Raw genomic sequence first — 18794 nt, 5'->3', positions numbered from 1 at the left:
CGGGCTAATCTCGGGGTATGCCTTCAGTCTTCAGTGCCATCATCAACGGGGATCTACCAGGACGTTTCGTGTGGGAGGACGAGGACGTCGTCGCGTTCTTGACCATCGCGCCGGTAACGCAGGGCCACGTGCTTGTGGTTCCGCGAGCCGAGGTCGATCAGTGGCAGGACGTGGATCCTGAACTCTTTGCCAAGGTCACCGCTGTTGCCCGCAACCTCGGCCAAGCCGTGCGTAAGGCGTTCGACGCGCCTCGGTCGGGTCTCCTCATCGCAGGTCTGGAAGTTCCGCATCTTCACGTTCATGTTTTCCCCGCATACGACATGGGGAACTTCGACATCAGTGGCGCCGACACCTCGCCGTCACCCGAATCTCTCGACGAGGCACAGACCAAACTCAAGTCGGCGCTACGCGACCTCGGCTTCGAGGCAACTGTCTCGACTCGTTGATCGCATACCTTCGACCGAATTTCGCTGGCCGATAACTGGACTCCCCGCCGCAGCCTCCAACGGAGGTTGCGGCGGTCGCATTTGTCGCTCCTACCGACCGTGACCTGCGATTGCACACCGAACAGTCCGTTTCGCGCTGTCGCGCGAGCACGAGATTCGCTGCTACCGTGGGTCGCTGGTCCGGGACCTAGGGCCCTAAAACTGGTTCACGTGTTAACAGTCGGAGGACAAGGGAGCAATGCAGGAACGTGCCAAGATCAGTCGCCGACAGATTCTTCAAGGTGCTGCTGATCGGTTCGAAGTCACGGGGTACGGCAGCACGAGCATGAATGACATCGTGTCCGCGGCGCAGATGACCAAGGGCGCGGTCTATTTTCACTTCTCGTCCAAAGACGAACTGGCTCAGGCGGTGATCGAAGAACAGCACCAGATCTCGATCAGTGCCTTCACCGCAGTTGCAGCCACAGGCGCACCGGCACTGGAACAGCTCGTCATGGTGTGCCACGAGATGGGCCGCCAACTCGTCGCAGAACCTATTGTTCGTGCGGGAATCCGACTTACCCTCGAGTTGGCCTCTGCCGACGGTTCGCAAGGCCCGTACGTCGCGTGGATCCGCGAGCTTCGAAAACTGGCCGAGGCCGCGAAGCTCGAAGGCGACATCCGCGACGATGTGGAGCCGGAATCGGTGGGTCGCGTGGTGATCTCGGCATTCACCGGCGTTCAACTGGTTTCGAACGTTCTCACCAGACGAAGCGATTTGAACGACCGTATCGACGAATTGTTCACCCTCCTGTTGGCAGGCGTGGTCTCCGACAAGCGACGCAGCGCCGTCGCCGAACTGGTCGGATGTCGCCTCGAAACTTATGCGTCCTGATCCGGAGAACACCCCGACGCCCGGATGATTCGGCGCATCAGCACCGAACCGTGCGCCAACCTTCGTCGATTCGTACAAGACCCCCCGTCGTCGACTCACTATCGTCAGATCCACGAATAACCCAGATACATGGATACCGACGAAAGGGCTTCTCGAATGACCGAAACCGCCACGTACGTTGAGAGCGCACAGCAGGAGATCGCTGCTGTACTTGCCGAAGCGAAGACCGATGCCTACGTCCACGCACGCGACATCGATTCCGGCGAAGAGTTCGGCTACGGCGCGGACGAAGGTGTCATCCTCGCCTCCGTTTTCAAGATTCCTGTTGTGCTTCAGTACGCCCGTGAAGTAGCGGCAGGCACCCTTGATCCGACCGAGCACGCCACGGTGACCGCCGAGTTCCGCTCCGGCGGCATCGGTATCGGCGGCTGCGCCGACGACGTGACTGCAAGCTGGCGAGACCTCGCTCTGCTCATGATGAGCTTCAGCGACAACGCCGCCACGGATTTCTTGTACGAGCGTCTCGGACTCGACAACATCGTCGCAACGCTGCGCGGGCTCGGTTTGGAGAAGACCAACTTGGTCCGTGACTGCCGAGGCCTCTTCAAGACGGTCTACGACGACCTCGGCGTCGACAAGGGCACCTTGCTGGAAATGCCCCCCATCGAAATTCTTCGGACAATTTCCGTCATGGATCCCGCCCGCTCCAATTCCAGTACTCCTCGTGAGATCACAATGTTGCTGGCTGCAATCTGGAGGGATGAAGCCGGCCCCGCATCGGCTTGTGAAGAGGTCCGAACCATCATGAGCAAGCAGGTCTGGCCGCACCGCCTTTCGTCCGGTTTCCCCGACGAGGTCACTGTCGCCGCCAAGACCGGAACGCTGGGACTGGTACGAAACGAGGCCGGCGTCGTGGCGTACCCGGACGGCAAGCGTTACGCCGTCGGTGTCTTCACCAAGTCCCACGAGCTCACCCACCGCGCCCCGAAGATCGACGCCTCCATCGGAACCGTCGGCCGCATCGCTGTCGAAGCACTTCGCAACAACAGCTGATCCGAACCCACTGACAAAGAATGCGGGTCGCGCTGAGAAATCAGTGCGACCCGCATTTTTCGGCTTTCGAGCTAGCGTGGACCGCGCAGACGAAGATGCACCATCAACCGGAAGCGGACGTTGGGGTCGTCGAGATCCAACGCGGCCATACCCTTCAACTTGCTGAGGCGATATCGAAAGGTGTTGGGGTGCACGTGCAATGACGCCGCGGCGTCACCGACATCACCGAACGCGTTGAGCCACGCATCGAGAGTGTCCACGAACGAGGTCGCATGAGCGGCGTCGTGGCTGGCGATCGCCTCGATCGGTCCGAGGTCCGAGAACCCTTCGGCTGCAGCTTCCGACGCGATCTCCAACAGGATGGCATCGACGTGGACGCTACTGAAGGTGGCGACGCTGCCCGACGCTCGTCCCGCCAACAACACTTCGAGGGCATGTTCGGCGTCGCGCTTCGATCGGCTCAGCTGCGCCGGTCTGGTCACGACCCGGCCGATCCCGATGATCGTGTCGCCGGACGCTCCGGTGCGGTCCAGGAAGTCCGAGGCCACACGGAACGCCTGCAACTCGGCTTCGGCCGGGGAATGCCCTCGTACAGACAGCACCGCGTAGCCGGTTCCGTTGACCAAGGCTGCCGCCGACTGCGAGTGGACGGCGCCGAGGTGCATGGCCAGAGCGTCGGTCAGTCGCACCACGTGGGCGGCATCGTCCGGCTTCGACGATCCTTCGAAAGACCTACGACCCAAAGCCATCACGAGTGCGGGGCCGGTCCCGAGGCCGAGGCGATTCATCGCGTCGACCGCACCTGACCCACCGTCGAGAAGGGTTGCGATCAGGTCTGCGCGCAGTCGGCGCTCGGCGTCGGCGCCGCCGCGCAACCGCAACATCTGCAGCGCGATCAACCCGGCTGAATCGCGCAGAGCACGCATCCGGTCGTCGGACATCGGCTCACCGGTTGCCACCCACATGGAGCCGAGGAACTCGTCGCCGGCTCTGATGGACACGGCGATACGACCCATTTTGGTACCGAGGGTCTCGGCCGAGACCCACACCGGATCGTCGCTGCGATAGAGCCGGTCGAAGACCCCGGCCTCTTCGAGCACTCGAATGTACTGGTCAGGAACTTGCCGCTCCAGAACGGTCGCGATACGTGGACCGTCTCCTTCTTCCTGGCGGCCGGAGAAGGCGATGACCCGTGAGCTTCGGTCCTCGATCGTGATCGGCGCATCGAGAAGTGCGCTGACAGCGTTGGCGAAGGCGAACAGATCGCCGGCCGGGCCACCTCCGCGTGAGTGGATGTGCCCGACTTCGTTTCGGGCCGAGAGCACCGAATGAAGCAGGCTTGTCAGCTGAACCCACGAGACTCCACGCGCCAAGGCCAACAGCACGACGCCCGAGGCGATGACGGATTCGCGGTCCGCATCGCTGACCTCGGCGGTCACTCGCGCGACCACCACGCGTACTCCGCGCTCGGCCAGGCCGGCCACGGACTCCGCGATACGTTCGCCTCCGGTGACGCCGACGAGCAGCACCATGGAGTCCGGTGTCGAGGGTGAGTCGTCGTCGGGGTCGTGAATGACCACCGAGGCGATCTCCTGGACCGCCTCCGGGTCGCCGACAACCGGATTCAGCACCGTAGTTCCCACGTCTTCGAGAAGCCGCACCAAACTGATGCGAGGTCGTACGGTGCCCACGTCTATCACTCCTTCGTCCGGTGAACGAAGTGTGTCATAGTGATTCGTCAAAGCCGATCCATGCCGATCCATTCGACCGACGTGGTAATTGCTTCGAGCAGGTCGGGGATCGGTTCGACGCCGATACCCGGTCCTTCCGGAACCTTCACGTAACCGTTGTCGAGTACGAACGGCTCGGTGATGTCTTCGGCGAAGTACCGGTCGGAAGCCGATGTATCGCTTGGTAGGACAAATCCGGGGAGCGCGGCAAGCGCGACGTTGGCGGCCCTGCCGATTCCGGTCTCGAGCATTCCGCCGCACCACACGGCAATTCCGTTGGCCTTGCAGACGTCGTGGATACGACGCGATTCCAGATAACCGCCCACACGTCCCGGTTTGATGTTCACCACGCTGCACGCACCGATTGCCAGCGCGTCGGCGGTGACCTTCGCGGAGGTGATCGACTCGTCGAGGCAGACCGGCGTCCGCATCATCTCGGCCAGCCTGGCGTGGCCACGCAGTTCCTCTTCGGGAAGCGGCTGCTCGATCAGCAGGAGGTCGAAGTCGTCGAGCCGCTGGAGATGGCGGGCGTCAGCCAGGGTGTACGCGGTGTTCGCGTCGACCTGGAGGAGTACGTCGTCGCCGAACCTCTCGCGGACTGCGCGAACCGGCTCGATGTCCCAGCCCGGTTCGATCTTCAGTTTGATGCGCAGGTATCCGGCATCGAGGAACCCGCCTACCTCCTCTAGCAGCTCATCGATCGAATTCTTGATACCCACCGAGACACCCGCGGGTACGCGATCGACTACTGCACCCAGGTACGAAGACATGCTCGTCCCGGCAGCCCGTAACTCGGCGTCGAGAAATGCGGTTTCCAGTGCCGCTTTGGCCATGGGGTGCCCGGCGAACTGTTCCATCGTCGCGCTCAGTGCGTGCACGTCGGGATCGGTGAGTTCACCCAGAGACGGAATCAGGAACTTACGAAGGACTTCGGCGGCGCCGTCCGTGTATTCGGAGCAGTAGCGAGGCTCGGACATCGCCACGCACTCGCCCCAGCCCTCCGATTCCGAGGTGACCACCTTGACGAACAACACGTCCTTGGTGGTCTCGGTGCCGAACGAGGTACGGAACGGCGCCTTCAACGGCATTGCCGCCCGGCGTAATTCAACTCCGTCGATCTTCACGATGTAACCTCCGCTGTTGTCCTGCCTGCCTGTGTTCCCGGCGCACGGTCCAGCACGTACTTTCCGGTTCTGGTAACTGCGAGAACCACTCCGTTCTCGGCGAGCACACCACCGAGAGTCTCGCGGACTGCCAGGCGCCAGTCGTTCGCCGCCGCCGGGTCCGACTTACGCAGTGTGTACACGTCATTCGGTGTAGCCACAGTGACGAATCGATTCTTGGTCGACTTCAACACGGGCAGGCCGGCTTCGGAGATCGACAACAGTTCGCTCGCTCCCAACGACTCGGGAGTCGGGACCTCTCCCGAACCGGCGACGACGTCGGAAACCTTGCTGCTACCGATTTCCCAGTCGATCAGCAATCGGTCGCTGTCTGCGCCGCCGTTGAGACTGTCGTTCATCGGCGCGTAGAAACGCGGCAGATACTGGATCGGGAACGCACCGAGTTTCGAGACGTTGAAGTAGGCATTGCGTGCGACGAGCGGGTCGAAAGTCCACCGCACATGGAGAATTCCCCGTTCCAGTGCCCACGCTCGCTGGAACAGTTTCAACGCGAGGCCGATGTGCCCGTTCTGCACGTTCGGGAGGATCCCCGTGATGTGTGAATGCAAAGAACGATGTTGCGGTTCCTCGAAGAATGCAACCGAGCCGCCGATCAAGTCTCCACCACGAAACGCGCCGGCGACGTAGTTACCGGAGTGTGCGAGCGCTTTCATCATGTCCCGATGGACGGGAGGGTTACCGCTCTCCGGCTGCCATACCTTCTCGAACAGACCGAATACCTGTTCCAACTCGGCATGCCCGGTGACGGTTTCGATAGTCACACATGCAAGCAGGGCGGCCTGCTCGGCCTGGCTGATTGCTTGCCGCATCCGTGAAGGCGATACACCTCCGAATGGTTGAACGGTCTTGCGTTGGACATTGTTCGGCGACGTCATAGTCACAGTCCTCCCTCCAGGATTCGAGTCACCAGACCGGCCAACAAGGTGGCGCGCGGGATCATCTGATCTATCTCTACGTGTTCTGTCGCTGCGTGGGCGCCACCGCCGACGGCACCGAGGCCGTCCAACGTGGGAGTTCCTACTGCGGCAGTGAAATTTCCGTCCGATGCACCGCCGACGGCGCAGTCGCGCAGCATCCCCAAACCGCTCTCACTGCTGACCTGGTGAGCGAGAAAGTACAGCTTCTCCGAAGACACTGATTCCAGTGGTCCACGGTTGGGGCCTCCGGACACCGAAATTCGACTTTCGGCCAGCGCCGGTGTCAGTGCACGGATCGAACGGTCGATGCGTTCCTGTTCCTTCGCCGACCACATGCGAACGTCACACCACAGTTGCGCTTGCGCTGCAACAGTATTGGTGGTCGTGCCGCCACTGATCACGGACGGAACCACCGACGTTCCCGCCGCCGGGTCCGCGAGCTCCACCACGGCCTGAATCTGGTGTGCGAGCTCCACTACAGCGTTCACACCTCGTTCCGGTTCCAGTCCGGCGTGTGCAGCGCGTCCCTCGATGTCGACGCAGTACAGCGACATACCCTTGCGCGCGGTCTTCACTGCGCCGTCGGCTGCGGCTTCGAGGACCAGCACCGCGTCGACCTGACGTGCTTGCTCCTCGATCAGTGCGCGCGAGGTCGGGGAGCCGATTTCCTCGTCGGAATTGAGGAGCACGACCACCCCGTCGAGCGACGGAAGCGATGCGAGCGCGTGGAAGAGCTGGACGATGCCGGCCTTCATGTCGAAGACTCCGGGTCCGGTGGCGATGTTGTCGGTGACAGACCAGGGCAACTCCGCGAGCGTTCCGAGCGGCCAGACGGTGTCGAAATGGCCCAGGAGCATCACCTTCGGCTCCGCGCCGAACGACCAACGCAAGTGCTGGCGCCCGTCGATGCGGATACGTTCGGGGGTGCTTCCGAGGTGGCGTTCGCCGATTTCGGCCACCACGTCCGCACATGCATCGACTGCGCCGAGATCGGAACTGGGCGACTCGGCGGTTACCAACGCCGCCAGGTCTGCCACCATTGATTTCTTGTCCACTCCGACGCTCTCCTGTCACCGACTTGCAACTTCGCAGTCAAGCTTGGTCGAAGCGACCCTGTCGGATCTTGTCCAAGACTCCTGTCCTTCGGGCTCGGATTCGTCGTGTGTCACGAATAGCTGGGTGCCATCAAGCAGGTGTGTCAGGTACCGATCTCTGTTCGGGCGGCAAACAGCTCGGGAAAGAAGCTCAACTCCAGCGCACGTTGCAGGAAGCCGGCACCACCACTCGAACCGCCGGTCCCCTTCTTCATGCCGATCACCCGCAGCACGGTCCGAAGGTGCCGGAACCGCCACAGCTGAAAGCTCTCCTCGAGGTCGACCAACTCCTCGAACGCCTCGTACGCCGTCCAGTGCTGTTCGACGTTCTCGTAGATTGCTTTGACCAGCGGAATCAGCTCGTCGTTTCGCACGTAGGGCGCGCTGACGTCTCGTTCGAGAGCCGACGCCGGAACGTCGTACCCCTGCCTGGACAGGTACCGCCAGAACTCGTCGTACAGTGTCGGCTCCCCGAGCAGGGTCTCCAACAATCGATGGGCGGACGGATCCGATTCGAACACCTTCAGCATGCCCGCGTTCTTGTTTCCGAGCACGAATTCCACGGCGCGGTACTGGTACGACTGGAACCCCGACGAGTTGCCGAGAACGCCCCTGAACTCCGCATACTCCGCCGGCGTCAGTGTCGCCAGCACCGACCACTGCTCGGTCAAGGTGGCCTGAATGTGTTTGACACGTGCGATCCGCTTGAACGCAACCCGAATGTCGTCGGCAGCGATCGCTGCTCTGGCCGCCCGTATCTCGTGGAGAAACAGCTTGAGCCACAACTCGCTGGTCTGGTGCTGAATGATGAACAAGAGTTCGTCGTGGTGTTCCGGCTCGCTCACCGGGTGCTGCGAATCCAGGAGGGTATCGAGTCCGAGGTAGGCCCCGTAACTCATCTTCTCGGAAAAATCGGTGACGACGTCGTCTTCGATCTTTCGTGTGCCGTCCGTTGCCGACATCTTCGGTCTCCTTGTCAGAATTTCGCCGGGGTCTGCGGAACGATCATGGCCACCAATGCGGCAGCGCTCGTCGCTCCGACCAGGACTCCGAATGCAGCCATGTACGAGAACTGGTCCACCATCCATCCCATCACGAGCGGGGTGATGAAACCGGCGAACTGACCACAACCGTTGATCAAACCCATTCCGGAACCGAGGAATTCGGCCGGAAGTGCCCGCAACGGCATCGCGAAGATCGACATCGAACACAGACCGCTGATGCCTAGAGCCAACGTCTCGTAGAACGTGAACATCGCGACGGTGTCAGCGGTGGTCATCAGGAACAAAAGGACTGCCGACGTGGCCATACACGGAACCAGAAGGATCCTGGCCCGGTCGTGGAAGTACTTGTCCACCAACCGCCCGCCCACAATCGTGGCCAGCGCCGTGACGATGAAGGGGATTGCGGCAAAGATTCCCGTGTCGATCAGCGAGAGTCCCTTGTCGTTGAGCAGATAACTCGGCACCCAGGTCATCAGCCCGTACGCGGACATGTTGGCCAGGCAGAACAGAATCGCGAACTTCCACACCGACGCGGACTTGAACACGGCGGCGCGAGAGTGCTCGCTCGCCAGAGGTTGCAAGGCTGCCTCGGGATCTTCCGAGATTTCCGTGTCCAGCGGTGCGGGCAGCACCAACCACACCACCGTGCCGATCACTGCGCCGACGATCGCCACCAGCCAGAACGCGTCACGCCACCCCACGGCCATGAGGACCGGCGCGATGATCAGCGGTGCGATGCCGGGGCCGAGGTTGTTGGCGCCGAGCATGAAACCCATCGCGGTCGCCCTGGTTTTCGGACGCGTCCGCTCAGCCAAAGCCTTGAACGACGCCGCTGGAAAGAGCCCCTGGCTGATGCCGAACATCGCACGCATGACCATCAGCGAGACGAGACCCCACGCGAACCCTGTCAACGCTGTGAACACCGACCACAGGATCAAAGCAACGATCAACAGGGGCCTGGGTCCGAAGCGGTCGGCCAACATTCCGCCGGGGACCTGCCCGAGCATGTAGAAGATCGCGAATACCGAGACCACGCCACCCAACTGCGTACTGCTGAGCGAGAATTCGTCGCCGATCATCGGAAGCGCAAGCCCGATCATGACGCGATCCACCATGTCGATCAACCAGATGGTACTGAGCAGCCCCACCGTAACGGTGGTCGTACGACGAATCGATTTGTTGTCCATCATATTTCGAACCGGACCGTCGCTCGCCCGCGACGGTCCTTCCACTGTGACGCGTTCCGCCTTCATCAAGCCTCCCGAATTGTCTTGTGCCGCATGGACTGGAACATTGAAAAGACTGATGAAGTGTGACAGCGAACACGTCTACCGCATTGGTCCGTTTCACCAATAGCCGAAGCAACGTTTGGTCGGTCGGAACATGTTCTGCCCCAAGAGATGACAAATGCCGCCGGCGCACACGGCGTCGGCGGCATTTCGCGATGGAGTCGCTACTTCACTACGTGCGATTGGCGACTGCCACGATCGTCGAGACGCCTGCGGCTGCAAGCCGGGCATTGACAGTGATCAGACCGAGAATGTCGTCGACGCTGCCGAGTGTGTGCGAAATCGTACGATCCGAAATCCGTCGCGAGCCGGGAACAGCCTCGGCGAGTTCAGCTCCCGTGGTGGTGGGGTGAACGATCTCGAGGGTCCATTCGTCACGCAGCTCGACCGGCTTCAGTGTGTCGGCCTTACGCACTGCGCGCTCGGCTCCTGCTCGGATCTGCTCGCACGCCAGCGACGGCGGCAGCGAATTGGTTGCCGACCATCCATGTGCCTTCTTGACCTCGACGGTCTCGGTTGTCGGCGAGGCCGCGTCGACCAAGCCGCAGATGATGTCGTCACCCGTCACCAGGCCGACGGGAACGCCCTGGGTGGCAGCGTAGAGGGTGTTGACGTCGGTCTCCGAGACGGACTTGCCGTCGAGGCGGACGTCGGCGAACAAGCTCGAGAACGTGTGCGCCAGGACGCCGGGCCCACCGGCGGGTGCGTGATAGCCGACAAACAGCGCGACGTCGTGATCGGACGTCAGTCCCTCCGCCATGCACTGCATCTTCGGTGTTCCGAAGATCAGACGCGCCCGTGGATCCAGGTCGGCGTGAAGCAGATTGTCCATCGTTCCGTGGCTGTCGTTGACCAGGACGCTCGTCGCACCGGCGTCGAACGCACCGGCGATCGCGGCATTGGTCTCGGCGGTCATGAGCATCTGCGCACGGTGGTAGCCGCCACCGCCGCGGATCGTCTGATCGAGCGTCGCGATACCCGCGATACCCTCCATGTCCACCGAAATATAGACGTGCATTCCTGTCCTCCATCGATCTCAATCGGCTGAATTGATAACTTCGCTTTCACCTTCACACTCGAGCGCATCCGTTTCTTGTCCGCTCGAACGGTGAGTCGGCCTCCATTTGGGACGTTCACACCAGAATCCGATACCCGAGCCGTGAAACCATCGGGACATTCGCCGGGCCAGGCGGTTCGACCAACGACAGGAGTGCAGCGCTGATGCAGGTCCACGACATCGTGTTCACCGGCGGCCGTGTCGTCGATCCCGCATCGGGGACCGACGAGGTTCGGGGCATCGCGATCACCGACGGCAAGGTCTCGGCGTGGGGTCGCGACGCGATCGAAGCCCGGCAGACGATCGACGTGACCGGTCAGGTCATCTGCCCCGGATTCATCGACCTGCACAGCCACGGACAGGAAATCGCCGAGCAGCGACTTCAGGCATTGGACGGAGTCACGACGGCCCTCGAACTGGAAGCCGGCGTCATTCCTGTTGCAAAGGCATATGCCCGGGCCGGCGCCGAGGGCCGCCCGATCAACTACGGCTACGCGACGTCGTGGGCGCACGCCCGAATGATCGAACTCTCAGGGGCCGATCCCGACGGCGACATCAGAACGCTCCTGCACCATCTCGGTTCCCCGAGCTGGCAGGGCGAGCCCACCGCCTCTCAGCGCGCCCACATTCTCGAACTCCTCGAAAACGATCTGGCCGCAGGCGCTCTCGGCATCGGCGTGGTGGTCGGGTACGCGCCGAAATCCGATCCGGTGGAGTACCTACAGGTGGCGGATCTCGCGGCGCGAGCCGGTGTTCCCACCTATACCCATGCGCGCCCTCTCATCTCGGCCGATCCGTCGAGCCCGGTGGATGGTGCCGTCGAAATCGCCCGTGCAGCAGCCGAAACCGGCGCACACATGCACTACTGCCACGTCAACAGCACCTCGGGAATGCACGTCGACCACGCGCTGTCGGTGGTGGCACAGGTTCAGGCAGCCGGATCGCGCGTCACGACGGAGGCGTATCCGTACGGTTCCGGGTCGACGGCCGTCGGAGCTGCATTTCTCGATCCCGACAAGCTGCACCTGATGAATCTGACACCACGGTCGCTGACATTCGTACCCACCGGTGAACGTATCGCGGACCGCAAGCAGCTGGAACATCTTCGGGCCACCGACCCCGGTGGGTTGGTGCTGGTGGAGTTCCTCGACGAGAACGACACCGTGCAGCGCGAATTCCTCGAACGGGCGATGACTTTCGATCGCGCCGCCATCGCGAGCGACGCGATGCCACTGACCTGGCCCGGCCGTTCGCCTGCCGACGCATTGCGGTGGCCACTGCCGGAGAAGGCACTCGGCCACCCCCGCGGCGCCGGCACCTATGCACGTGCGATTCGTACGCTGTACCGCGAGCGTCGGCTGCTGTCGCTGTCGGAGATAATCGCGCGCTGCTCGTTGATCCCTGCGCAGATTCTGGAGGAGTCGGTTCCCTCGATGGCGACGAAAGGTCGGGTCAGCCCCGGTAGCGACGCGGACATCCTCGTTTTCGACCCCGAGCGAATCACCGACAACGCCACGTACATCGACGGCACCCGCCCCTCCACCGGTATCAGCCGCGTGCTGGTCGGCGGAGTACCCGTCGTCGAAGACGGTGTCGTGGTCCAGGACGCGTTGCCTGGTCGCCCGGTACGCCGCTCGTAGCCGGATCTCATTCTGACCTGCATAGTTCTGACAGAAAGTCACCACACATGAACACATCGTCTGCAATCAACGGCACAATCGATGCCATGACGGATTTCGCGAACCCCCCGATCGGTTGGCAGCACAAGGCCTTCGGCACCGACCTCGAAGGTCGCGACGGTTCCGACCTCGAGCCGCTGGGGATCTCGGCACTCGACGGCAACCTCCTGCTACCCGTGATGACACTCAACCGTGCAGCGATCGCGCACAATGTCGACCTCATGGCGCAGTTCTGCTCCGACCACGATGTGGATCTGGCGCCTCACGCGAAGACCACGATGAGCCCCGAACTGGTTCGACGGCAACTCGACGCCGGGGCTTGGGCGATGACGGCGGCAACCGTTGCGCAGGCACGCATTCTGCGTGAGTTCGGTGTGGACACCATCATCATCGCCAGCCAGGTTCTCGATCCCGCCGGTATTCGGTGGATCTGCGACGCCCAGGCCACCGACCCCGATTTCTTCGTCGCCACCCTCGTGGACTCGGTCGAGAGCGTCCGCCTGATGGAACAGTTGATCGCGAAAGTCTCACCGGCCAGCCGTATCCGGGTTCTCGTCGAACTCGGCTACGACAGCGGACGCGCGGGCGCTCGCACTGTCGAGCAAGCACTCGACGTCGCACGCGCAGCATCGCAGGCACCTTCGTTGATTCTCACCGGAGTCGAGGGGTTCGAGGGCATGATGCCCGGAGCCTCGGTAGCAGCCCGCCGTATCTCCGTCGATTCGTATCTCAAATCCGCGCGGGTTTTCACGGAAATCTGTGTGGCCGAGAACCTGTTCGAGAACAACTCCGCGAAGGCTCCCCAGCCACTGGTCACTTTCGGCGGCAGTGCGTTTCACGATCTGGTTGTACGCGAGCTGGCCGGCCGGTGGGCACTCGACAACGGTGTACGCATCGTGCTGCGCAGCGGTTGCTATATCACCCATGATCACGGTCTCTATGCCGAAACTTCGCCGTGGGCTGACGGTCCGCGAACTCTGCAGGGAGCCGCAGAGGTCTGGGGTGTAGTGCTTTCCATACCTGAACCCGGACGGGTGATCCTGGGCTTCGGCCGCCGCGATGTCGGTTCCGACGCAGGCTTTCCCATAGTCCTGTGGCGCCGACGCGACGGATCCAACCGATCAGCGCGAGAGCTGACGATCACCGCACTCAACGACCAGCACGCGTACGTCGACGTTCCGGCTGACTTCGACGTGAAGGTCGGCGATCTGCTCGGTTGCGGAATCTCGCATCCCTGCACCACATTCGACAAGTGGTCACTGATTCCCGAGGTCGATTCGGATTACCGCGTCGTCGGTACGGTGCACACCTACTTCTGAGGGGACCGGTTGCGGCAATCCGGCGTCAGTCGTCCTTCGGGTCACGCGGCAATTCGACGCGGAACGTCGTCCCCTGCCCGAGGGAGGTCTCGACGCTGACGGTTCCGTCGTGCGCTGCAACCAAAGCCGAAACGATGGACAGGCCGAGACCGGCGCCCCCGGTCTCACGGGTGCGAGAGGTGTCGGCGCGGTAGAAACGCTCGAAGATCCGCGCGGCATCCTCGTCACTCAAACCCTGACCGGTATCCGAAACCTCGACCACCGCGGAGTTCTCGGTCGTACCGACACGAACGGTGACCTGCGCATCCGGCGGAGTGTGTTTGATCGCGTTGCCCACCAGATTGGCAACTACCTGACGCAGCCTGGCCTCGTCACCATGCACTTCGGGCAGGCCTGGGCCGCCGGCCATCTGAAGTTCGACAGTTCGATCCGGTGCGATCGCTCGTGCCGCCTGTACCGAATCCGCCGCAACTGCAAGCAGATCCACAGGCTTGTTCTCGAGTGGACGCTGTTCGTCGAGTCTTGCCAGCATGAGCAGATCTTCGACCAGAAGTCCCATCCTCGACGCCTCGCCCTCGATCCGGTTCATCAGCGTTTCCGTATCAGTCATGGCGCCTTGGCGATACAACTCGGCGAACCCACGAATAGTCGTCAAGGGTGTGCGCAACTCGTGGCTCGCGTCGCCGACAAACCTACGCATCTTCTCCTCGGAACGCCGGGCCGATTCCTCCGAAGCCTCGGTCGCGGCAAATGCGTGCTGAATCTGCGCGAGCATTCCGTTGAGCGCCACGGACAGTCGACCGACCTCGGTGCGGTCATCGCGCTCCGGAACACGTCGATGAAGGTCGCCGGCGGCAATGGCAGCGGCAGTTTCCTCCACCTCGACCAGCGGACGGAGGCTCCGACGAACCACGAAATACGCTGCGCCGCCGAGGATCAGCAGGACAACCAGGCCGATGCCGAGTTGCAGGCCGACCAAGTCGTCGACGGTCTGCTCGTTATCCGTCAGTCGCACACCGATAGTCGTGGTCGTGCCGTCGCGGACCGTCGTGAGAACCCGCCAGTTCACGTCCGAACCGTCGCTCGATCCGACGGTGATCGGGCCGTTGGTGGAATCTTTCGACAGGTCGGGTTCGGTCGTCGTCGACTTGTCGTTCAGGATGATCACCCGTCCGTCCGGGGTCACGGTCCGAACGAAGAAGGGGCTGGGTGGGCGGGTGCCCGGGCCGACGTCACTGGGCGGCTGCAGATCTCTGCTGTGCGGCTTTGCCCAACCGTCGACCGCTTCGTACAGCGTTTTGTCGGTTCGCTGGGTCAGTGAATTCTCGAGAGCAGAAGTGACCGCTACACCCGACGCCAACAGACCCAGCGCGGCCAACACCAGCAAGGCCGCAACCAGGGTGAAGCGCAGCGGCAGTGAATGGAGACGGAAACGACCCCGCTTCGGAAGCTGATCGTTTTCCGCGGCGGCGATCATTGCCGCGGTTCACGCATCACGTAGCCGACCCCACGCAATGTGTGAATCAGCGGTGTCTCCCCCGTGTCCACCTTGCGCCGCAGGTAGGAAACGTAGGACTCGACAACTCCGACCTCTCCACCGAAGTCGTAATTCCAGACGTGGTCGAGAATCCGCGGTTTGCTGAGAACCGTCCCGGCGTTGACCATGAAGTATCGGAGCAGTGTGAACTCGGTGGGCGAGAGTGCAACCAACTCGCCCTTCTTCCAGACCTCGCGGGTGTCGTCGTCGAGTTCGATGTCGGCGAACTTCACCCGCGGCGACTGCTCCGGCGCGACACCGCGACCGGCGCGGCGCAGGATGACCCGCAACCGCGTCACGACTTCTTCGAGGCTGAACGGCTTGGTCACGTAGTCGTCCGCGCCGAGGGTCAGGCCGCTGATCTTGTCGTCGAGCGAATCCTTCGCCGTCAGAAACAGGACCGGCGCGTCCACGCCGTCGGCGCGCAGGCGTCGAAGCAGACCGAAGCCGTCCATCCCGGGCATCATGACGTCGAGAACGATCGCGTCGGGACGGAATGTCCGTGCGACGTCCAGGCCTTGGGCGCCGCTCGAAGCAGTTGCCACCTCGAAACCCTGGAATCGGAGGCTCACGGAGAGCAACTCCACGATGGTGGGTTCGTCGTCGACAACGAGGATGCGGGCTTCGGGGGTCTTGTCGGTCACGAGAACCATCCTCTCCCCTGCCACTGGATTCCCGCTGTATGTTCCCTGGGAGCTTCCTGTGAACGGCCGGGTGCAGGTGAAAAGCTGACAGCAGGATCCCGGCAAGGATCCAGGCTTCGATCGGCTGGCAAGGCACACGTGACATCAGCGGATTCAGCTACTTCAACGCACTGTCGATGGAGACTGTATTCGCGGACGCTGCGGTGTGGGTCGCCGACGCAGTTCAGACAAATTTGGCCGGCGACGACATCGTTCAGTGGCCGAGTCGAGGACGCCATCTGCTGGTTCCTCGACTTCGAGACGGGGAACCGGTGTGGATTGATCCGCACGGCGATGTGACGATAAGTCGTATCGGCGCGTTGTGCAAAAATTCGACGAATTATGCAGCAACGTAGCCCAGTTCAAATCGCTCAGCTCTACGGTCCTGTGGCGTCCGCGCTGGTCGGCGGTGTGGTAGCCGCGTACGCAGTGTCCGAGTCCCGAGTTGACGACTTCTCCTTCTCCGACGCCGGCGTTATCTCGGTGGTGATCACGCCGCAGTGGGCGGGAGCAACTGCCGCGGTGGTTGCGGCCGTCGGCGTAGCGCTACTGCATCGCTGGGGACGTGGCGGTCTCGCGAGTGTCTTCGCTGTAGTCGGCGCCCTCGCCATCGCGCTACCTGCATTCGTCCCCGTCTCCGCCCAGATTTCGGTGACTCTGAACGCAATCGGAGCAGGCGCTTTCCTCGCGGCAGCGGCATTTCCGACGAAGGGTCACCGCGGAGCACAAACCGCTCTCGGACTCGGCGTAACCACGACGACCCTGTACTTCGGCGCAGCGGACTTATGGCGCGATCGCGTCCCCAGGTGGTCGCTCACACTTCCGGGCGATTCCTACCCCGTGCCGTCCACGGTTCCCGTCTGGATTCTGCTCGCCGCAACTCTTCTCGTGGGTGGAGTCGCCGCACTCGCACGACCGAATCAGGAGCCGGGCGACATCGACGCACGCCTGGTGAAGCTGGGAGTTGTTCTGCCCCTGGTATTCACGGCTCTCTATGTGTGGTTGGGCTCGACGACATCACCTGGGTCATGGGTGATCGCGGTGGTATCGGCGGTTGCCGTTACCGTCGCACTGGCTTGGCGGTTGCCGCCACACGACGGTCGTTTCGTACTCGTCGGACTGGCAGTCAGCGCGGTTTCGGTCAGCTCGATTTCCTTTCCATCCGACTGGACCTGGGCGATGCCCGCGGGAGCTGCTGCCCTGGCGTTGGGCGTCGTCGTCGGCTGGAGAAGACCGATGCCGCAACTCGGGCTGGGACTCCTTGCCGTGACTGCACTCTCGGGATTGCTGGATGCCGCCCCGACCACGGTTGCCTACGTCCTCATCCTCCCGCTTGCGCTGGGACTGGCCGTCACGTCATGCATGCCTGTTGCCGTCGAAGCAGTCTCGAGCGGGGCGATGCTGCCCGTCGCTTTCACGTTGTTCTCGGTTTCACCGACCTTCTTGGACCCGGGCTCGCGGGAATTCGGGTGGTCTACCGGTGTGCTCGTCGAACACGGACCGGCCGCCGTGAACACGCCGATTCCTCTGACTGTTCTCGCTGCGACGGCGACGATCGTGGTGTCCGTGTCGACCATCCATCTGAAGAGAGTTCGAACGGCGGTGGTGACCTAAATCGCCAGCTGATCGGGTCGGAACGCAGAATTCTGTTGCTATGGTTGGGTGGTCAACGACGACATCCGGACGAGCGCACCGTACCCGGCCAGCGAAAAGACGGTGCCTTGGGAGTTGTTCACCATGGCATGGATCGTGCTCGTCATTTCCGGACTTTTCGAAGCTGTCTGGGCTACCGCACTCGGTAAGTCCGACGGATTCAGCAAGATGTCGCCCACCATCGTCTTCGTCCTCGGCCTGATCGTCAGTATGGCCGGCCTCGCGTATGCAATGCGTACCCTTCCCATCGGGACGTCCTACGCGATCTGGGTCGGCATCGGCGCCGCCCTGACCGTGGGATATGCGATGATCACCGGCGCGGAGTCCACGTCGATCGTCAAGATACTGCTGATCCTGGGCATCGTCGGCTGTGTCGTCGGTCTGAAGGTCCTTCACTGACCGGCGATCCTGGTGAGTGTTTGTGTGTTACCGGTTACAGTTAACGCATGAAACTGCTGGAGATGCTCACGCTTCCCCTACGCGCGGGCATTGCAGCCGCAGAGATCAGTTTGGGAATCGCCGAGCTGACGGTCACGACAGTTCGTATCGCCGTCGGTAATACCGGCGCCGTGACGGCGGGTGCTGCCGGCTTGGCAAGCCCCCGCGGACCCATGCAGATGATCCAGCAGTTGTCATCGCTCACCGCTGACGATCGGCCCATCGGGCAGGCCTTGGCCCCCGGTGGGCCACTCGATCGACTTCTCTCTCCCGGCGGCCCGGTCGACAAACTGACTGCACCCGACGGCACTCTCGAACGACTGCTCGCTCCCGGCGGACCACTCGAAAGACTTCTTGCCCCCGGCGGACCGCTGGATAGGGTGCTCGCCGAGAACGGCGCATTGGAACGCTTGCTCGCGCCGGACGGTCTCCTCGACCGAATGATGGCGGAGGACGGTCCGCTTGAACGCCTGACAGCGCAAGACGGTGCCGTCGAACGCCTGACTGCCAAGGACGGTGTCATCGATCGCGCACTGGCCGAAAACGGCATCCTCGAAACACTCCTGGCAGAGAACGGCGCCTTCGAACGGCTCATCGCCGAAGGCGGCCCGCTTGACCAGATCGTTGCACTGTCCGACACCTTGACTTCCCTCGCCCCCAACCTCGAGCGGATGAGCGCGAGCATCGAGGTCCTTCAGGAAACCGTCGGAATCCTCAGCGCTGCAGTCGGTCCACTCGGAGAACTTGCCGGCAAACTTCCCAATCGGTGGCTCAAGAGCAAGAGCGACCGCCCAGGGCCGGACCTTCCGATCGAATCGGCATAACAAACGGTTACTC

Annotated in this window: 17 protein-coding genes and 1 riboswitch; of the genes, 8 read left to right on the top strand and 9 right to left on the bottom strand. The window is 62.5% G+C overall.

Annotation, left to right across the window (positions count from 1 at the left end; all coding sequences use genetic code 11):
* Positions 1-17: 17 nt before the first annotated feature.
* The 3 genes from RhoBH5_RS13005 (at position 18) to RhoBH5_RS12995 (ending at position 2373) form a co-directional block, all read left to right on the top strand.
* Entirely contained in the window at positions 18-446 is a 429-nt protein-coding gene (locus tag RhoBH5_RS13005) for an HIT family protein (protein WP_042449536.1), read from the top strand.
* Between the two features lie 238 nt (positions 447-684).
* Entirely contained in the window at positions 685-1320 is a 636-nt protein-coding gene (locus tag RhoBH5_RS13000; protein ID WP_007734383.1) for a ScbR family autoregulator-binding transcription factor, read from the top strand.
* A gap of 156 nt (positions 1321-1476) precedes the next feature.
* The gene (locus RhoBH5_RS12995) at positions 1477-2373 is read left to right on the top strand and encodes a serine hydrolase (RefSeq protein ID WP_007734380.1); all 897 of its coding nucleotides are present in this window, start codon (positions 1477-1479) and stop codon (positions 2371-2373) included.
* 71 nt (positions 2374-2444) lie between these two features.
* Here RhoBH5_RS12995 and RhoBH5_RS12990 read toward each other — a convergent pair whose 3' ends face one another.
* From RhoBH5_RS12990 to RhoBH5_RS12960, 7 genes are all read right to left on the bottom strand, one after another.
* Positions 2445-4064, bottom strand: coding sequence for a PucR family transcriptional regulator (locus tag RhoBH5_RS12990; protein ID WP_058039306.1), 1620 nt, complete (start codon positions 4062-4064; stop codon positions 2445-2447).
* A gap of 47 nt (positions 4065-4111) precedes the next feature.
* The gene (menC, locus tag RhoBH5_RS12985) at positions 4112-5227 is read right to left on the bottom strand and encodes an o-succinylbenzoate synthase (RefSeq protein WP_228401905.1); all 1116 of its coding nucleotides are present in this window, start codon (positions 5225-5227) and stop codon (positions 4112-4114) included.
* Positions 5224-6096, bottom strand: a complete 873-nt coding sequence (locus RhoBH5_RS12980; RefSeq protein ID WP_047889271.1) for a GNAT family N-acetyltransferase — start codon at positions 6094-6096, stop codon at positions 5224-5226. Before RhoBH5_RS12980 ends, menC begins: the two co-directional genes overlap by 4 nt.
* A gap of 68 nt (positions 6097-6164) precedes the next feature.
* Positions 6165-7259, bottom strand: coding sequence for a M20 family metallopeptidase (locus RhoBH5_RS12975; RefSeq protein WP_003945833.1), 1095 nt, complete (start codon positions 7257-7259; stop codon positions 6165-6167).
* 143 nt (positions 7260-7402) lie between these two features.
* A complete protein-coding gene (locus RhoBH5_RS12970; RefSeq protein ID WP_019747028.1) occupies positions 7403-8260 on the bottom strand; it encodes a tryptophan 2,3-dioxygenase in 858 nt (285 codons plus the stop codon).
* Between the two features lie 14 nt (positions 8261-8274).
* A complete protein-coding gene (locus tag RhoBH5_RS12965) occupies positions 8275-9492 on the bottom strand; it encodes an MFS transporter (RefSeq protein WP_228401904.1) in 1218 nt (405 codons plus the stop codon).
* 271 nt (positions 9493-9763) lie between these two features.
* The gene (locus tag RhoBH5_RS12960) at positions 9764-10609 is read right to left on the bottom strand and encodes a M55 family metallopeptidase (protein ID WP_007734371.1); all 846 of its coding nucleotides are present in this window, start codon (positions 10607-10609) and stop codon (positions 9764-9766) included.
* Positions 10610-10812: 203 nt separating this feature from the next.
* Between RhoBH5_RS12960 and RhoBH5_RS12955 the strand changes: the two genes are divergently transcribed.
* Entirely contained in the window at positions 10813-12288 is a 1476-nt protein-coding gene (locus tag RhoBH5_RS12955) for an amidohydrolase family protein (protein ID WP_270008386.1), read from the top strand.
* Positions 12289-12335: 47 nt separating this feature from the next.
* Positions 12336-13646, top strand: coding sequence for an alanine racemase (locus RhoBH5_RS12950; RefSeq protein ID WP_270008385.1), 1311 nt, complete (start codon positions 12336-12338; stop codon positions 13644-13646).
* Positions 13647-13671: 25 nt separating this feature from the next.
* Here RhoBH5_RS12950 and RhoBH5_RS12945 read toward each other — a convergent pair whose 3' ends face one another.
* On the bottom strand, positions 13672-15123 hold the full coding sequence (locus RhoBH5_RS12945) for a sensor histidine kinase (protein ID WP_064111860.1): 1452 nt from the start codon (positions 15121-15123) through the stop codon (positions 13672-13674).
* The gene (locus RhoBH5_RS12940; RefSeq protein WP_007734368.1) at positions 15120-15836 is read right to left on the bottom strand and encodes a response regulator transcription factor; all 717 of its coding nucleotides are present in this window, start codon (positions 15834-15836) and stop codon (positions 15120-15122) included. The genes RhoBH5_RS12945 and RhoBH5_RS12940 overlap by 4 nt, the downstream gene beginning before the upstream one ends.
* Positions 15837-16208: 372 nt before the next feature.
* On the opposite strand from RhoBH5_RS12940, the gene RhoBH5_RS12935 reads away from it, so the two are divergent.
* The 3 genes from RhoBH5_RS12935 (at position 16209) to RhoBH5_RS12925 (ending at position 18781) form a co-directional block, all read left to right on the top strand.
* On the top strand, positions 16209-17480 hold the full coding sequence (locus RhoBH5_RS12935; RefSeq protein ID WP_270008384.1) for a hypothetical protein: 1272 nt from the start codon (positions 16209-16211) through the stop codon (positions 17478-17480).
* 43 nt (positions 17481-17523) lie between these two features.
* A riboswitch (guanidine-III (ykkC-III) riboswitch) is annotated at positions 17524-17589 on the top strand.
* A gap of 14 nt (positions 17590-17603) precedes the next feature.
* Positions 17604-17918: a DMT family transporter gene (locus RhoBH5_RS12930; RefSeq protein WP_007734365.1), complete on the top strand. Its 315-nt coding sequence runs from the start codon at positions 17604-17606 to the stop codon at positions 17916-17918.
* 47 nt (positions 17919-17965) lie between these two features.
* Positions 17966-18781 carry a hypothetical protein gene (locus RhoBH5_RS12925; protein WP_003945831.1) on the top strand — a complete coding sequence of 272 codons (816 nt, stop codon included), beginning with the start codon at positions 17966-17968 and terminating at the stop codon, positions 18779-18781.
* Positions 18782-18794 lie beyond the last annotated feature (13 nt).

Origin of the sequence: Rhodococcus sp. BH5, from assembly GCF_027583855.1 — a bacterium.
In the GTDB taxonomy this organism is placed as follows: domain Bacteria; phylum Actinomycetota; class Actinomycetes; order Mycobacteriales; family Mycobacteriaceae; genus Rhodococcus_F; species Rhodococcus_F qingshengii.
The sequence above is the reverse complement of the archived record's forward strand: the minus strand, read 5'-3'. Positions and strand labels throughout refer to the sequence as shown.

Bases quoted from the DNA above. Each gene is read 5' to 3' on its own strand.
- RhoBH5_RS13005 (WP_042449536.1), top strand. From the start codon at position 18: ATGCCTTCAGTCTTCAGTGCCATCATCAACGGGGATCTACCAGGACGT.
- RhoBH5_RS13000 (WP_007734383.1), top strand. From the start codon at position 685: ATGCAGGAACGTGCCAAGATCAGTCGCCGACAGATTCTTCAAGGTGCT.
- RhoBH5_RS12995 (WP_007734380.1), top strand. From the start codon at position 1,477: ATGACCGAAACCGCCACGTACGTTGAGAGCGCACAGCAGGAGATCGCT.
- RhoBH5_RS12980 (WP_047889271.1), bottom strand. From the start codon at position 6,096: ATGCGGCAAGCAATCAGCCAGGCCGAGCAGGCCGCCCTGCTTGCATGT.
- RhoBH5_RS12970 (WP_019747028.1), bottom strand. From the start codon at position 8,260: ATGTCGGCAACGGACGGCACACGAAAGATCGAAGACGACGTCGTCACC.
- RhoBH5_RS12965 (WP_228401904.1), bottom strand. From the start codon at position 9,492: ATGATGGACAACAAATCGATTCGTCGTACGACCACCGTTACGGTGGGG.
- RhoBH5_RS12960 (WP_007734371.1), bottom strand. From the start codon at position 10,609: ATGCACGTCTATATTTCGGTGGACATGGAGGGTATCGCGGGTATCGCG.
- RhoBH5_RS12955 (WP_270008386.1), top strand. From the start codon at position 10,813: ATGCAGGTCCACGACATCGTGTTCACCGGCGGCCGTGTCGTCGATCCC.
- RhoBH5_RS12950 (WP_270008385.1), top strand. From the start codon at position 12,336: ATGAACACATCGTCTGCAATCAACGGCACAATCGATGCCATGACGGAT.
- RhoBH5_RS12945 (WP_064111860.1), bottom strand. From the start codon at position 15,123: ATGATCGCCGCCGCGGAAAACGATCAGCTTCCGAAGCGGGGTCGTTTC.
- RhoBH5_RS12940 (WP_007734368.1), bottom strand. From the start codon at position 15,836: ATGGTTCTCGTGACCGACAAGACCCCCGAAGCCCGCATCCTCGTTGTC.
- RhoBH5_RS12935 (WP_270008384.1), top strand. From the start codon at position 16,209: ATGCAGCAACGTAGCCCAGTTCAAATCGCTCAGCTCTACGGTCCTGTG.
- RhoBH5_RS12930 (WP_007734365.1), top strand. From the start codon at position 17,604: ATGGCATGGATCGTGCTCGTCATTTCCGGACTTTTCGAAGCTGTCTGG.
- RhoBH5_RS12925 (WP_003945831.1), top strand. From the start codon at position 17,966: ATGAAACTGCTGGAGATGCTCACGCTTCCCCTACGCGCGGGCATTGCA.